At 70.8% G+C, this 14233-nt stretch carries 14 protein-coding genes; 8 read left to right on the forward strand and 6 right to left on the reverse strand.

Annotated features, from left to right (window positions below; all coding sequences use genetic code 11):
• The first annotated feature begins 423 nt into the window (after positions 1-423).
• A complete protein-coding gene (locus ABT095_RS33565) occupies positions 424-1527 on the forward strand; it encodes a replication-relaxation family protein (protein WP_350533344.1) in 1104 nt (367 codons plus the stop codon).
• 290 nt (positions 1528-1817) lie between these two features.
• Here the strand turns inward: ABT095_RS33565 and ABT095_RS33570 are convergent, their stop codons facing one another.
• From ABT095_RS33570 to ABT095_RS33595, 6 genes are all read right to left on the reverse strand, one after another.
• Positions 1818-2699, reverse strand: coding sequence for a hypothetical protein (locus ABT095_RS33570; RefSeq protein WP_350533345.1), 882 nt, complete (start codon positions 2697-2699; stop codon positions 1818-1820).
• Positions 2700-2876: 177 nt separating this feature from the next.
• Positions 2877-4319: a replicative DNA helicase gene (dnaB, locus tag ABT095_RS33575; RefSeq protein WP_350533346.1), complete on the reverse strand. Its 1443-nt coding sequence runs from the start codon at positions 4317-4319 to the stop codon at positions 2877-2879.
• 91 nt (positions 4320-4410) lie between these two features.
• Positions 4411-5676, reverse strand: coding sequence for a hypothetical protein (locus tag ABT095_RS33580; RefSeq protein ID WP_350533347.1), 1266 nt, complete (start codon positions 5674-5676; stop codon positions 4411-4413).
• Positions 5677-6072: 396 nt separating this feature from the next.
• Positions 6073-6336, reverse strand: a complete 264-nt coding sequence (locus ABT095_RS33585) for a helix-turn-helix transcriptional regulator (protein ID WP_350533348.1) — start codon at positions 6334-6336, stop codon at positions 6073-6075.
• Between the two features lie 41 nt (positions 6337-6377).
• Entirely contained in the window at positions 6378-7256 is an 879-nt protein-coding gene (locus tag ABT095_RS33590) for a GNAT family N-acetyltransferase (protein ID WP_350533349.1), read from the reverse strand.
• Entirely contained in the window at positions 7257-8072 is an 816-nt protein-coding gene (locus tag ABT095_RS33595; RefSeq protein WP_350533350.1) for a GntR family transcriptional regulator, read from the reverse strand. It lies immediately after the preceding gene.
• A 334-nt stretch (positions 8073-8406) separates the two neighbouring features.
• On the opposite strand from ABT095_RS33595, the gene ABT095_RS33600 reads away from it, so the two are divergent.
• The 7 genes from ABT095_RS33600 (at position 8407) to ABT095_RS33630 (ending at position 14204) form a co-directional block, all read left to right on the forward strand.
• Positions 8407-8892, forward strand: coding sequence for a hypothetical protein (locus tag ABT095_RS33600; protein WP_350533351.1), 486 nt, complete (start codon positions 8407-8409; stop codon positions 8890-8892).
• A complete protein-coding gene (locus tag ABT095_RS33605; RefSeq protein ID WP_350533352.1) occupies positions 8889-9134 on the forward strand; it encodes a hypothetical protein in 246 nt (81 codons plus the stop codon). The genes ABT095_RS33600 and ABT095_RS33605 overlap by 4 nt, the downstream gene beginning before the upstream one ends.
• The gene (locus tag ABT095_RS33610) at positions 9131-9463 is read left to right on the forward strand and encodes a hypothetical protein (RefSeq protein ID WP_350533353.1); all 333 of its coding nucleotides are present in this window, start codon (positions 9131-9133) and stop codon (positions 9461-9463) included. The genes ABT095_RS33605 and ABT095_RS33610 overlap by 4 nt, the downstream gene beginning before the upstream one ends.
• The gene (locus ABT095_RS33615; RefSeq protein ID WP_350533354.1) at positions 9460-9663 is read left to right on the forward strand and encodes a hypothetical protein; all 204 of its coding nucleotides are present in this window, start codon (positions 9460-9462) and stop codon (positions 9661-9663) included. The genes ABT095_RS33610 and ABT095_RS33615 overlap by 4 nt, the downstream gene beginning before the upstream one ends.
• Positions 9663-11066, forward strand: coding sequence for a hypothetical protein (locus ABT095_RS33620; protein WP_350533355.1), 1404 nt, complete (start codon positions 9663-9665; stop codon positions 11064-11066). Before ABT095_RS33615 ends, ABT095_RS33620 begins: the two co-directional genes overlap by 1 nt.
• Positions 11063-11458, forward strand: coding sequence for an RRQRL motif-containing zinc-binding protein (locus ABT095_RS33625; protein WP_350533356.1), 396 nt, complete (start codon positions 11063-11065; stop codon positions 11456-11458). Before ABT095_RS33620 ends, ABT095_RS33625 begins: the two co-directional genes overlap by 4 nt.
• A gap of 97 nt (positions 11459-11555) precedes the next feature.
• On the forward strand, positions 11556-14204 hold the full coding sequence (locus ABT095_RS33630; protein ID WP_350533357.1) for a DNA translocase FtsK: 2649 nt from the start codon (positions 11556-11558) through the stop codon (positions 14202-14204).
• Positions 14205-14233 lie beyond the last annotated feature (29 nt).

Raw genomic sequence — 14233 nt, forward strand, 5'->3', positions numbered from 1 at the left:
GGGTGCCGGGATCCCGGCACCCGGTGATCGTGGCGTCCGGCGACAGCACCCAGGAGCTCGCGCATCCGGGTCGCCCGGCCCGGCCGGGTGACCCAGCACGGTGACCCTGTTGGGTCCAACAGGTCCACTCCGCAGCCGTCCGGCCGGGCTGGTCGGCACCCCACTGCGGGTCACGATCACATAACGGGCGGCTGCCGTCGATCCGAAGGCCTGTCAAGGGGCTTGGCTTCACTGTCCATCGGTGGACAAGGGGTTTCCGCTCCCACCTTCGAAGGCCGCACCCCTTGTCCGCCCGGCTGGTCGAGACGCTGGACAAGGGGTGCCGCCTGCGGAATGTCCAGCCGACGGTCAAGGGGTGCCATGCCCTCCTGCAGGTGCGCACCGCATCCGCCGTGCGCACCGTCAAGCAGGAAGACGCGCACCATGAACGACGTCGAACACACCACCGCCCCCGGCCCGGACCGCACCAGCGCACCGTCGGCCGGCGGCGCCGAACCCCTGGACAAGGGGCGTGGACAGAGCCCGCTGGCAAGGGTCGCCCCCAGGGTCACGACCGGTACCGCGCCGCTTGCCGCGGCGGGTGGCTCCGGCGCAGGCCACAGCGGGGGAGGCCGGGGCCGCACCGGTGGTGACTCCCCTTCACCCGAACCCGGCACTGGTCCGTCGGGCTCGGCTCGCAGGATCAGGGCTCAGGTCCTGGAGGTGCTGGCGGTGGTGCGGGTCGCTCGGTCGGAGGATCTGCGCCAGGTGCTGACCCCCGGGAGCGTGACGACGAGGTACGTGAGGCGCGCGTTGCTCGACCTGCTGACGGCTGGGTTGGTCGGCCGCGCGCAGGGAGGTCGCCAGGGGTTCGTGTGGCATCTGACACGGGCCGGGCTCGCGGCGGTCGACGCCGCCGGGGACAAACTGGACATCAGGCCGCGCGAGTCGACCGGCGCGAAGGTGGCCCGCTCCGGCGTCGTCGACCACGCCCTGGCCGTCACCGCCACGGTGACCGCGATGGCCTCGCACGGCGTGGGCGGTGTGCGGGACTGGCAGCTGGAGCGCGCCCACTCCTTCGACCGCGGGCGCACCCTGATCACGGATCTGGTGCTGCAGGCGCCGCACCTGACCCCGCCGCTCGAGCTGCTGGTGGAAGTCGACCGCGACACGATGCGCTCGGCGGCGATGGCCAGGAAGGTGCAGTTGTACGCCGACTACGCCGGCTCCCGCTTCCGCATCGGCGAGCGCGGCACCCAGGGCGACAGCAAGGCGTACTGGCGCACGGTCTACCGCCGCGACCAGTTCCCGCCGCTCCTGGTCGTCGTCGACGACGTCGACCAGGCCGGACTGATCCGCCGGGCCCGGCTGCTGCACAAGGTCGCGGGCCAGGTCGAACAGAGCCGCTGGCGCGGCTGCCAGCTGAACATCGCGGTCACCTCGCTGCAGCTGCTCGCCGAGCGCGGACCGCACGAGCCGGTGTGGCTGCGGATCGGCCCCGACCACAGCGGGGAGCGCGCCGGCCTGGCCGACCTCGCCGGACGGTAGGCCGGAACCGGTGCTGTCCGCGCGAACGGCGAGGCCGGCGGGAGCCTCGAGCCGCGCCCGGGCGTCACCGGGCAAGGCTGTTGGGCCCGTTAGGTCCAACAGGGGCGGGCGCGGTGTGGCGATAAACCTATTGTGGCCGTTACGGCTCCCGACGGGCGCACGGCACGTCGCCTGGGCGTACCGGCAGAACCGAAGGGCACAGACGGCTCCCTGACGGCCTGTGGGCCCTTCTGGCGTCGAATGACCCGCCGGAAGGGCTCACAGGGGCGTACAGGGCCGTTGCTGATCGTTCACGGGTGCCGCGCGGCCGGAGCGTGACCGGCGGTTCCGCCGACGGCCCGCAGGGTCGGGCAGGGGCTCGGCACCCGGCAGACCGGGCAGAGACCGTCTTCGGCCTGGTGCAGCGCGGTCACGTCGGCGACGGCCCCGGCCAGCAGGTTCCGCTCGGCGAGCAGTCCGGCGACCACCCCGGTGAGGACGCTCTCCACCGTCCACTGCCGGTCGTGCTGCTCCATCGGTCGGCGGGTGCCGGCGGTGAGCGCCGCCGAGATCGCGGCGCGCAGCTCGTTCGCCTGGCGTGGCTGGACTGCGGGCTCCAGGAGCTCGGCCAGCAATTCGTTCGCCGCGACCGTGCACGCGCCGGAGCTCGCGCCGGGGAAGCGGCGGCGCAGCAACGCCCACAGGTCGCGGCGCACTGCGGCGGGCCCACGGGCGGGGGCGTCCGGGTCCACGGCCCACGGCACCTGGTGGCCGGCGCGTTCGGGCGGGCTCCATCCGGGGTCGCGCGGGCCGGGGCGCCGGCCGAGACCCGGGTGCGCGGCCTCGAGGTCCTCCAGGCGGTGGATGACGGCCACCAGGTCGTCGCCGAGCCCGAGGCGGCGCCGGTTCCGGTGAGCGATGTGCGCGACATCGGCCCACCGGTCCTCGGCCCAGGCCCGGCCGACCTCGGTGCGCAGCGCGACCAGGTCGTCGTGCTCGGCGAGCAGCTGCTCCTGGTCCTCGGTCAGGCTGGCGGCCCAGCGGCGGCGGTCGTCCCGGCCAGGTGGGATCGGGCCGAGCGCCTGGCGGAGCCCGGCGAGGCGGATGTCCGTGATGCCGCGCAGCGCCCGGGCGACCTGGTCGGCGTCGGTGAGAGCGGCGGTCTGGTCGAAGGCAGTCGTATCGGGGGTCAACGGGTTCTCCTCCGGGCCGTAGTGGGCGGGGCAGGGGAGTTAGGCGGATCAACCGGACAGGGTGCTCGGTTCGAGTGCCCGTGGCACGAGCCGTGCTCGATGGGCGCTCAGGTCGAGCGCCCATCGAAGTGGCACCCAGGCGCCGGCTTCGGGTAGCGGACCCGCCGCCGTGTGGGGTCAGGAGTCCTTCGTCATGTCGACGAACCGCGAATAGTGCAGTTGTGCGGCACATGAGATCGTCGCCGTCGGCCCGTTGCGGTGCTTGGCCACGATCAGGTCGACCTCGCCCGCGCGGGGGGAGTCCTTCTCGTAGGCGTCCTCACGGTGCAGCAGGATCACGACGTCGGCGTCCTGCTCGACGGCTCCGGACTCGCGCAGGTCGCTGACCATCGGCTTCTTGTCGGTACGGGACTCGGGGCCGCGGTTGAGCTGCGACAGCGCGATGACCGGGACCTTGAGCTCCTTGGCGAGCAGCTTGAGGGCACGGCTGATCTTCGAGACCTCGACCTGGCGGGTCTCGGCGGACTTGCCGCCGTACTCCACCAGCTGCAGGTAGTCCACGATGATCAGCTTCAGGTCGGACTTCTGGGCGAGCTTGCGCGACTTGGTGCGGATCTCCATGGCGGTCAGCGTGGGCGAGTCGTCCAGGAACAGCGGCGCCTCGGAGATCTGCGGCATCACCCGGCCCATCCGGGTCCAGTCGTCCTCGGTCATGTGACCGGACCGCAGGTGGTGGAGCGCGATCTTGCCCTCTGCCGAGACGAGCCGCATCTGCAGTTCCTCCCGGCCCATCTCAAGGCTGAAAAACACGCTGGTCATGCCGTTGGCGATCGAGCAGGCACGGGCGAAATCGAGGGCAAGGGTGCTCTTGCCGATGGCTGGCCGGGCCGCGACGACGATCAGCTGGCCGGGCTGGAAGCCCCGGGTGAGGTTGTCCAGGTCCGCCAAGCCGGTCGGGACGCCGGTCAGGGGGTTGCCCTGCTGGCCGAGGGCTTCGACCTTGTCGGCCATCAGGTCCAGGCCGAAGCCGGCGGGCCGCATGGTGTCGCCGTTCTGCTGGACGGCGACCTCGAAGACCTTCGTCTGGGCGGCGTTCACGATCTCGTCGACGTCGCCCTCGGCGGCGTACCCCATGCCCGCGATGTCGGTGCCGGCGGACACCAGGCGTCGCAGGATGGCGCGCTCCTGGACGATCCCGGCGTAGTACTCGGCGTTGGCTGCGGTGGGGACCTTCTCCACCAGGGTGTGGAGGTAGCTGGCGCCGCCCACACGGGCCAGCTCGCCGCGCTTGGTGAGCTCGGCCGCGACGGTGATCGGGTCGGCGGGCTCGCCCGCCGCGTACAGGTCGAGGATCGCGGCGTAGATCGTCTCGTGAGCGGGCCGGTAGAAGTCGGGGCCCTTGAGGCCGAGGCCGACCACGTCACCGATGGCGTCCTTGGACAGCAGCATGCCGCCGAGGGTCGACTGCTCCGCCGGGACGTCCTGCGGGGGGACGCGCTCGAACTGGCTGTTGTCGGAGCGTCCCCGGCCCGGCCGTCCGGGGACGAGGTCTTCCGGATTCTCGTCCGGGACCCAAGGCAGCTCGTCTTCACTGACGGTCTGCGGAGGGGTTACGGTCATGGCGGATCTCCTGTTCCGGGAGGTTGACTGCTGCGGCGGCCGGGCCTTACCAGGGGCTCCCGGCCGCCGCGCTTCGTTGCGGTGGATGCGATCAGGCTGCAGTGAGCGCGGCCCGGGGGTGGCAGGCCGGGCAGAACACGTCCCGGCCGTCCTCGAGTTCCAGCAGACGCATCGCCGGGGAGCTGGGCTCCTCGCCCCGGTTGCACTTGCCGCACCAGTCCGGCAGGGAGGACCGCTGGCCGGGCACCGTGACGGCCGCGCGCCCGTAGTGCTTCTCCAGGTCGAGCCAGTTGACGACCTTGCCCAGGTCTGCGGCGACCGCGACCAGGCGGGCCGGGTCGGCCGGCTCGTCGGAGCGGGTCAGCATCGACTCCGCGGTGGCGCTGATCCTGGCCTTGAGGTCGGAGGTCACCGGGTGGCCGGAGGACCGCCGGGCCTTCACCCAGGCCTCAACCACGGTCAGAGCCTCAGCAGACAGGCCAGCCTGAGCCTTTGGAGGTGCCGGCTGGGTCTTGGTCGGCGCAGCCTTCTTCTCTCTCGTCTTCGTGGTGTCGGTCCCCGGCGACCTGCGCTGTGAGGCACGTGGTGCGGGAGAGGAGAGAGAGCTTCTTAGGGGGGCTTCTTTGAGGGGCTCGTTTTCGCAGGTCAGCGCGAGATCCGTTCCAGGAATCTGGACCACTGTTCCAGTTTCCTGGAAAACCGTTCCAGTTTTCTGGAACGCCGAGGCCTCCTGGTCCCCTTCGCAGGGCGTTCCAGTTTTCTGGAACGGCTGCCCGTCGGTGGTGACGAGCTGGACGCGGTCGACCCGTCGGCCGTCCTCGTCTTGAGAGCCGTAGGTGGTCAGATGGGTGGGGGCCTCCGGCGGCGTGGTGCGCCAGTCCGGGGTGTAGGCGTCGAGCTTGTCCCAGACGTTCCGCCAGCCCGAGTGCGTGGCCGGGGGCAGGTCCTTGACGACGAAGCCGCGCAGGATGCCGCAGGCGGCCTTCTCCTTGCCCTTGAGCTTGGCGGCCCCGGGGGCCTCGATCTGGTCGCTGGCCACGACCAGATCGAGCTGGTCCAGGGCGGCGAGGAACCCGTACATGGCGGAGACGCTGATCGCCTTGCCCTCCGGGCCGGGCAGCAGCCAGCACAGCTGGTCGATCGTCATCCGGCGCAGGCCGCCACGGGGCCGGCCCTTGCTGTGTTCCTTGATCATGGAACGGAGCAGCAAGTACAGGCGCAGCGCGGTGTGCGACAGGCCGTGCATCAGCAGGACGTAGTCACGGATCTGGGTGTAGGACCAGTAGTCGGTGATGTCGCCCTCGAACACGAACTCTTCAGAGCCGTCGGGATCGTCGTCCGACAGGAAGACGCTCATCGGATCATCGCCGACGCGTCGGTCTCGGTGGTGCGGAGGAAGTCGGCGTCCACGGACGGGGCGCCAGTGAGGTCGAACACACCGAGGCGGGTGTTCGGGTTGCGCTGAACCACTGCGGGGGCTCCCAGATAGGTGAGGGCAGTGGAGGGCACCATCGGGACGACACGCACGTGATCACTTCGGATGAACAGATGGCCGGGTGCTGTGGTCTCAGCCCTGGGGGGTCTGGCATCCTTGGCGGTGAGGCGCGGGGGAACTGCGCTCTTCACGTGTGCGTCGGTCCCGGTGGCAGCCACCACCTGGTTTCCAGCTACACACCGCTCTCGGGCTGCCAAGCCTCCGAGCGGACCAGCTAGTCGAAGGTCGGCCTGTTACAGCAGGTCGACCTTCGGTGTTTTACGGGCTCATCAGGTGCTGCTCCCATTCGGTTACTTCGGAGATGGGGACGCGTATACCGCGTCCGGTCCGGCCGGTGCGTGCGACACGCGGGCCGGTGCCGTCGGCGATCCAGTGGTAGACGGTCGCGGGCGTTACGGAGCATCGGGCGGCCAGTTCAGCCACCGTGATCCAGTTCGCCTCGGGTACGCCTGCCTCGTTCCTTGCTGATCTCTTCTTCATGACGACAGTAGTGGCACACGGCTGTGGATAACGTCTCGTCATACCGGAGGCGAGCCAGCCGACCCGATTAAAGGCTTATCGCACTATGGGGTCTGAGATGTGCTGGATGTCGTTTCTTCCGCCCAGTGCTCGATGGGCGGCCGGGGTGCGGAGGCCCAGGCCTGGTCGAACGGTGGGGGGAACATCTGAGCTTCGTCCGCAGCATTCGTGACGTACCTGACCGCCTCACGCAAGCGGTGGTTGAGACCACCGAGGTTCTCCTCGGTGGAGTCGTAGGCCCAGCGCAGGGCGCCGTTCGCCGGCGTTGACGTGGCGCCGAAGTTACTGCAGAGCGTGGCCACCCGATCTGACAGTGCCTTGACCTCGGCCTGGATCGCCGCGAGCTGCTCGTGGAAGTCGCTCGGCAGGGGCGTGAGGATGGTCGGCAACAGGTGGTCGGGGTGTAGGACAGTGCCCGCCCGCCGTTGCCCCAGCCATCCGCTAAGGCGGTGGCTCGGGGCTTCGGTCCGCACGTGATCGAAGCCCGCCTTCTGGTAGTACCGCTGCAGGCCCTTGTTGTTGCGCCACACGTCCAGGCGTAGCCATGACTTGCCTTCGGCGGCCGCGATCAGTGATGCCCAATCGAGGATTCGACCGCCCAGTCCGTTGCCGGCCTCGGACCTGCTGACGATCAGCTTGTAGATGTAGAAGGCGGACTGCGGATCGTCGTCCTCAGTCCAGAAGTCGAGGTCCGCGTCACCGCGGCTGACGGTGGCGGCCACCCGCCCTGCGTCGTTGAGGAAGACCCAGGCCATTCCCAGATTGATCTTCTGGAGCCAGCTTTGGATGGCGCGCTCCCCGAGGTCGGGATCTGACCACTGGTCGACCCCCATCTCGGCGAGCCACTGCTCGGCCTCGGTGCGCAGCTCCATCAGGGCCGGCACATCGTCAGGCGTGGCGAGACGGACTTGGTAGGTGCTCACTTAGACCTCCAGCTCGTAGACGAGGGTGGTGCGGTCGCCAGGTGCGACGGTGATCATGACGCGGACAGGCATGTCGTCGACGCCGTAGCCGATGCGGACGTGCTCCATGACCGGGGTGCCGACCGGAATCTCCAGTCGTTGGGCCTCGCCCGGAGACGGCATGCGGACCCGGATCTCGTCTCGGGTGCGTACCTGGGGGTGGCCCAGGTACGCCAGCGCCCCGCCGGGAAGGACCAGGTCCTCGACGTGGGTGAGGAGGGGTGTGTCCTTCGCCCACTCGGGGAACCAGGAGTCGCTGAGCTGCCAGGGGCGGTCGTCCACGGCGCGTCGCCTGGAGCGGCGGACGACCGGTGAGTTCACCGGGACGCCAAGCCATCCGGCCACGGTCGCTTCGGCCATCTCAAGGCTCGGTTTGATCTCCTGGTGCGGGATTCGGCCTTGGTCTGCGACTCCGCGCGCCCAGTCGTCCATACCGGTGTTGGGATCGTCGCGACGGTCCCGACGCTCGAAGGAGTGCAGGTTCCACACCAGTGGCTCGTCGTTGCGGACTGTCCGACCCAGGCGCCCCTTGCCAGCGGTGATGAGGCCCTCTTGCTCCAGCCGGGACAGCGCACTCCTGACAGTGGATCTGGCAACACCGTGACGGTCGGCGAGGAAAACTTCGCCCGGGACCTGGTCGCCCTTCCCCAGGACGCCTCGGTCGATCTGGCCGCGGATGTCGTCATAGACGACCTGCCACCGAGCCCGTGTTTCGGCTGCCACCGTGCACCTCTCCAGCTCTCTGTCTGATCTGTACGTACAGAAGATAGCGCGCATCTGACGATATGTCGCCACTGCACGTCAGGTGTGGCGGTGGCCAGGGTGGATCCAGCTGCCATCTGAGTGAGTTTCAGAAGTGGAAACCGGGCTCTACCTGCGGTTTCCGATGGAGCGTCAAATCTGTACGTACAGAAGGCTTGCAGCCTCGCGAGATCTGTACCTACAGTACCGACATAAGCCGAACCGGTCAGCCGGGAAGGCCCGAAAGGTCCCGAGTGGGCCTAGTTTGCAACGCCCGAAATTGCACAGCCCCGGGCTTCTGCAGTGCGTCTCGTCCACGCATGCACCCGGGGCTGCTCACGGACCATCAACCCTTCAGGAGCTGATCCGCGTGTCCATCCTGCCCTCTCCCAGCCAGCAGCAGCGACCCCGCCGTTCGTTCGGCGCGATCGTCGCGGCCGAGACCGTCGCCGACGCCAGCCTCTGGATCTCCCAGGTCAGCGGCACCGAGCGGACCCGCCGCCTGGGCCTGCTCGCCGACATGCTGCTCGCCGCGAACCCCGAGACCGGGGAGACGGACGAGCTGGTCCTGGTCGCCGAGCTGATCGACGAGCCCACGCAGCCCGAGGGCCTGGTCATCGACCAGGACGTCGCCGCGGACCTCGCGGTCGAGACCCTGGTTGCCGAGCTGGTCGATCCCCGCCGTCAGCGCGACTCCGACCGCGAGGTGCGGGTCTACCCCGAAGCCTGGTACACGAAGACGGCCGAGGGCCGGGCGGTCACCGCTGCCTCGCCGTTCCGCAACGGCCCGCGCTACGTCACCCGCTCCGCCCGCACCACCGAGCTGGCCGCGGCCGGGACGGCGGTGCGGCCGTGAAGACGCTGCGCTCCCTGCGCCTGGTGGCGCCGTTGCTGGTCCGCCGCGTCCACCTGGTCCTCGCGCTCGCCGGGATGATGTGGATGCTCGGCATCACCCTGCCGGTGCCGGTCCGCCTGGTCCTGGTCCCCGTCGTCCTCGGCCTCCTCTACCTCGAGGTTGTCGCCGAGACCGGCACCGCCCCGACCATCACGGTCGCCCGCCCCTCCCGCACCGCCGGCCCGGCGGGCGGTGCCCGATGAGCGCAGCCGACCTGAGCACCACGCTCGGGATCCTGGCCTGCATCCGCCCGCTGCACGCGGTGCTGGAGGCCAGCACCACCGACACCACCGACGTACGGATCACCGCCGCCGCCTCCGGGATCTACATCGAGGTCCTGCCCGGCGTCGGCGAGGAGACCGACCGGCTGCTGCAGGTCGACCGGATCGCGGCCGAGCTGGGCATCGTGCCCGGGCTCGCCGAGGTCGGCGGCCGGCACTACTACCAGGCCGAGACCGACCCCGAGACCGACTCCCCCGTCCAGGTCTTCGCACTCCTGGCGCCCGTCGCCGACGGGGGTGAGCAGCGGTGACCCCCCGTCAGCGCGCGCTGCGCATCGCGGAGGCCGCGATGGTCCGCTTGCACGGCGACCCGCAGACCTGGCCCCAGCGGGACCTGGAGGACCGGCGGGACCTGATGGTCCGCGTCGACAACGAGCTTCGCCTGATCGAACTGACCACCTGCACCTGCGCGGCCCCGGCCGTGCCCGGCCCGGAGAGGAAGGCCGCCTGATGACGACCACCATGCCGCCGCCGCAGCTGGGCGGCTTCACCCGGACCGACGCCCGCGTCATGTCGAAGTCCGCGGCCACCGAGGCGAAGGCCCGCGCCGACGCCGCCGCCGCCGAGGCCGTCGACAAGGTCCGCCGCAACCAGCACCAGGCGAACCTCGACCAGCTGGAGCTGGCCGAGGCCCAGGCCAAGGCGCAGATCGCGCAGGCCAAGGCGAACGTCCAGATCGAGCAGATCCAGGACGGCGCGAAGCAGAAGAAGGCCGGCGCCCGCCGGGAGGCGTGGGCGCGCCGACGCGCGGCGCTGACCGCGCACGCTCCGCTGATCCTCGCCTCGGTCCTGGTCGCCGCGCTGGTGGTCATCTCGGTGTACTTCGCGTGGGACGGCCAGGCGGCCGGCTTCCGCTCGAAGATGGGCGGCGCGGCGAACCTGGTGCCGATGGTCACCGAGGGCGTCACCTGGACCATGGCCGCGCTCGCCTTCTTCGCCCACGTCAAGGGGCGGGCCACCGGCAAGTACCGGCTGGTGACGGCGATCGCCGCGATCGTCGCGGCGGCGCTGAACTACCAGCACCACCGGGCCGAGGGCACCGGCGAGGTGTACGCGATCGCCTCGCTGTCCGGCGTCTTCGTCTGGGAGCTGTTCCTCAGCCTGCTGATGAAGGCGAAGGAAGGCCGGCCGATGGCGGAGGTCCGCGCGGACCTCGCCCGCACCATCGCCCACCCGGTGATGGCGTTCGTCGCCTGGCGGATCCGGGCCATCGCGCACGGCGCGATGTCGGCCGACGCCGCGTGGGCCGAGGCCTGGGACCAGTACCACGCCCCGACCCTCGGAGTGACGGCCCGTCGGGAGAAGCGCCGGCGCCGCAACCGGGCCCGGCTGCAGGACGCGATGCTCGCCGACGTCGGTCTGGCTCTGGCCGACGACGACACCGACGAAAGCGTCACCGAGCCGGACATGACGGAACTGAGCGTCTACACCGACGAGCAGCCCGAGCAGACCCGACGCTCGGCGCTGTGGCTGCCGGGCCTGGACGGCTGGGTGGAGCCGACGGCGAAGCCGACGATCACCCCCGACGTACACGCACCGAAACCGCAGGTCAGCAAGCAGATCCCCCCTGCTGAAAAGGCCGCCGAGAAGGGGTCTGAGAAGGCCCCTGTCCGTCGGCAGTCGCCGATCGCTCGCGCGGCGGCTCGGCACACCGCGAAGAAGGCGCAGAAGGACGCCGACGCCCTCGCCGCCAAGCGGGACGCCGCGCGGGCCCGGATCGCCGAGTTGCTGAACAAGGGCGAGAAGCCGTCCCCGACCGCTATCGGCAACGCCCACGGCCTGACCGACGACTGGGGCTCGAAGCAGATCAAGGCGGTCCTGGCCGACCCGACGGCGTACGGGGTGACCCGGTGAGCCGCTCGAAGTTCTGGGACCCGACGGGCGACCGGTTCGGCATGCCGACCTGGCCGCGCAAGATGGCGCCCGACGGCTACGCGACGCGCCGTCAGCTGAGGGCGATGGGCCTGCGTCCGGGCGGTCAGCCGGTGGCCGGCCAGCTCCTGTGGCGCTCGCGCAAGGCCCGCCGCTCCGGCGGCACCGGCGCCGCCTGGCTCTACCTGGTCGAGCTGGCGCTGCCGGTGCGGCCGATGACCCCGGGCAAGCAGGCCGGGCTGGACGCGGCGATGCGCAAGCGCCGCACCTGCCCCCAGTGCGACCGGGTCCGCGACTACTGCATCCCCAAGAGCCTCGGCATCTGCGTCGAGTGCCAGTTCGCCGACGAGGACGAGTACGCCTTCGCGGCCTGACCGACCAGCACCAGCACGTCTCACCCCACTTACGGCGGGGCCGACCGCCTGCCAGCTAACCCGGCCCCGCCCACTCCCCAGAAGGAGCAGCACCAGCATGACCGAGATCCTGGAAGGCCGTGTCCTTCCCTCCGCCGACCCCGACCTGATCCGGCACGCCGTGGAGCTCGTCGTCTCCACCCAGTTCGGCTCCCCGAGCATGGTCCAGCGCAAGCTGCGCCTGGGCTGGGCGCAGGTCCAGGACCTGTTCGAGCAGATGGAGGCCGCCGGCATCGTCGGCCCCGCCGAGGGCGGCAAGGCCCGCGAACTCCTCTTCCGCACCGACGAGATCGACGAGGCGCTGGAGGCCGTCGCCGGGAGCGCCGACGCGGACGTGCTGCCCTTCCCCGGCACCCGCACCCCGGTCGACGCCGTCCCCGCCGACCGCATCCCCGTCGACCTGTTCAAGACCGACCCGGCCCCGGCCGACGACGAGGACCAGGACGACGAGTACGACGAGTACGACGAGGACGAGGAGGAGGACGAGGAGGCGCTTGAGGGCGAGGTCTACCTCGCCGAGGAGTGGGAGCTCGAGGAGGACGCGGAGGGCGACGCGCCGTGGATCAACCCGGCGCTGCTCACCTCCGAGGGCCGCCGCGCCCGCGCCCGCTACCTGATGCGCCGGGGCCGCCGCAAGCTGCGCCGCTGGGTGAAGCGGCAGGCCAGCACCCGGGGCATCGTCCCGTCGGCCCGGCGCGGCACCCGCCGGATCCACACCTGGGTCATCGGCGCGGAGGGCCGCAACGCGCAGGCCGCGCTGCAGCACGCCAACATGCTCGCCATCGAGGCCAAGCGGTCCGGCCGCAACGCCCAGTTCGCGCTGATGAAGCGCGAGCAGAAGCGCAAGCTGGCCGAGCAGGCGCAGAAGGACTCGCGCCTGGCGGCCGTTCAGGCCGAGGCCGTGAAGAAGGCGGCGCAGAAGAAGATCGGCGCCCGCGCGGCGCTGGCCTGGGGGCCGTTCGCGGCGCTGGACCTCACCGCGTTCATCACCGAGGGCGGCCTGGGCCTGGCCGGCGGAGTGCTGGCGAGCATGGTCGTGCTGGCCAAGTTCGGCCGCACCCCGGACCTGGACGAGGCGGGCCTGGAGCAGCTGGAGCGCGAGGAGCTGGGCCTGGCCGACCGGTTCGAGGTCGGCATGACCCCCCGGATGTTCGAGCAGATGCTCCACCAGGCGCTGACCGAGGACCTGGGGATCGCGGTCCAGCACCTGCGCATCCGGCCGGAGCCGTGGGGGTTCGAGGTGGAGATCACCTTCCACCGCCAGACCCCGGCGAAGCTGTCCGAGGGCCTGGCCGACCTGGAGGCGTGCCTGCCGGGGGTGCGGACCAACTCGATCCTGCTGCAGCAGTCCGCGAAGGCCCGCAACGAGGCGGTCCTGCGCGTGCCCGGCAAGGACCCGTGGAAGGCGGTGCCGGAGCTGCCCTACCGGGCGCCGGGATCGGTGAGCACCGCGACCCTGCACACCGCGCAGATCGGCGCCGACATGTCCGGCCGGCCGCTGGCCCTGCCGGGCAAGCGCACCTCGGTCGGCGTGATCGGCAAGCCGCGCTCGGGGAAGTCGACGCTGATCCGCGCCGCCGTCGACGCACTGACCGCGTGCGAGGACCGGATTGTCGTCGGCATCGACCTCGGCTCCTACGGCGCCGGTTTCGGGCCGTACGTCAAGGACCTGCACGCGCTGGGCCGCACCGTGGGTGAGGCGCGCCGGATTCTTGAATGGGCGCTGGCGATCGGCGAGAACCGTCCGAAGCTGTTCAACAAGCTCGGCATGGGCCTGAACTGGGAGTCCTCCAAGAATCGCCCGGGAATCACCGTCATCATCGACGAATTCCCGGCGCTGGTGACCAAGGCCAAGCTGGAGGCGCAGGTCGCCCAGGCGGCGCGCAAGGGACAGGACGCCGAGGACCTGGAGCCGTTCCTGCGGCTGGACGAACTCGCGCAGCAGATCCACCTCACCTCCGCGAAGTCGGACGTGGTCCTGGTGGTCGGCTCGCAGGGGGTCACCAAGGACCGCGTCGGGCCGAACACCTGGCTGAGCGAGCTGCCGGCGCAGCTGATGTGCGCCTGCGACGTGGACGACATCAAGCTGATCGCGGGCGGCGGGGCGATGGCCCAGGGCTGGCGGCCGGACCGGCTGCTGCCCGCGATGGGCGACGCGGTCAACGACGCGAGCGTCACCTACGTGATGGCCGGCGGCGCCTACACCGAGCCGATCCCCTACCGGGCCAGCATCCTCAGCGACGAGGAGGCGGCCCGGCGCGCGGACGAGCGGCTGCGGGCCGGCCTGCCGCAGCTGGACGCCGAGTCGGCCGCGTTCGTGCGCGACGACCTGGCGGACCTGCGCGGCCACCTGGCCGACGACTACGGCGACCAGGACGAGGACGCGCTGCCCGCACTGATCGCCCTGATCCGCGAGGTGTTCGAGAAGGCCGGCGACCCGGCCGGGTTCACCGCCGTGGACCTCGCCGAGGCCCTGGGCGAGCAGGACGTGCGCTGGGAGCTCGAGGAGTTCGAGACGACCGCGGACGGGGAGCCGGTCACCGACCCGGTCGGCACCCGGGTGGTCGCGCTGCGCACCGCGATCAAGGCGGTGCTGGAGCCGCTCGGGCTGGCGTGGAAGACCGACTCCTTCCGCCCCGAGGGCGCCAAGGGGACGGTCAAGGGCTACCGGCTCAAGGACCTCAAGGAGATCACCGGCGAGGCCTGAGCGGCCCGGACCGGCCCCGGAACAGGGGA

The sequence above is a fragment of the Kitasatospora sp. NPDC002227 genome, from assembly GCF_040296285.1.
Taxonomy (GTDB): domain Bacteria; phylum Actinomycetota; class Actinomycetes; order Streptomycetales; family Streptomycetaceae; genus Kitasatospora.

What these genes read in the sequence shown, in the direction of transcription:
- ABT095_RS33565 (WP_350533344.1), top strand. Translation starts at nt 424, where the DNA reads ATGAACGACGTCGAACACACCACCGCCCCCGGCCCGGACCGCACCAGC.
- dnaB (WP_350533346.1), bottom strand. Translation starts at nt 4,319, where the DNA reads ATGACCGTAACCCCTCCGCAGACCGTCAGTGAAGACGAGCTGCCTTGG.
- ABT095_RS33580 (WP_350533347.1), bottom strand. Translation starts at nt 5,676, where the DNA reads ATGAGCGTCTTCCTGTCGGACGACGATCCCGACGGCTCTGAAGAGTTC.
- ABT095_RS33585 (WP_350533348.1), bottom strand. Translation starts at nt 6,336, where the DNA reads ATGACGAGACGTTATCCACAGCCGTGTGCCACTACTGTCGTCATGAAG.
- ABT095_RS33595 (WP_350533350.1), bottom strand. Translation starts at nt 8,072, where the DNA reads ATGCGCGCTATCTTCTGTACGTACAGATCAGACAGAGAGCTGGAGAGG.
- ABT095_RS33610 (WP_350533353.1), top strand. Translation starts at nt 9,131, where the DNA reads ATGAGCGCAGCCGACCTGAGCACCACGCTCGGGATCCTGGCCTGCATC.
- ABT095_RS33620 (WP_350533355.1), top strand. Translation starts at nt 9,663, where the DNA reads ATGACGACCACCATGCCGCCGCCGCAGCTGGGCGGCTTCACCCGGACC.
- ABT095_RS33630 (WP_350533357.1), top strand. Translation starts at nt 11,556, where the DNA reads ATGACCGAGATCCTGGAAGGCCGTGTCCTTCCCTCCGCCGACCCCGAC.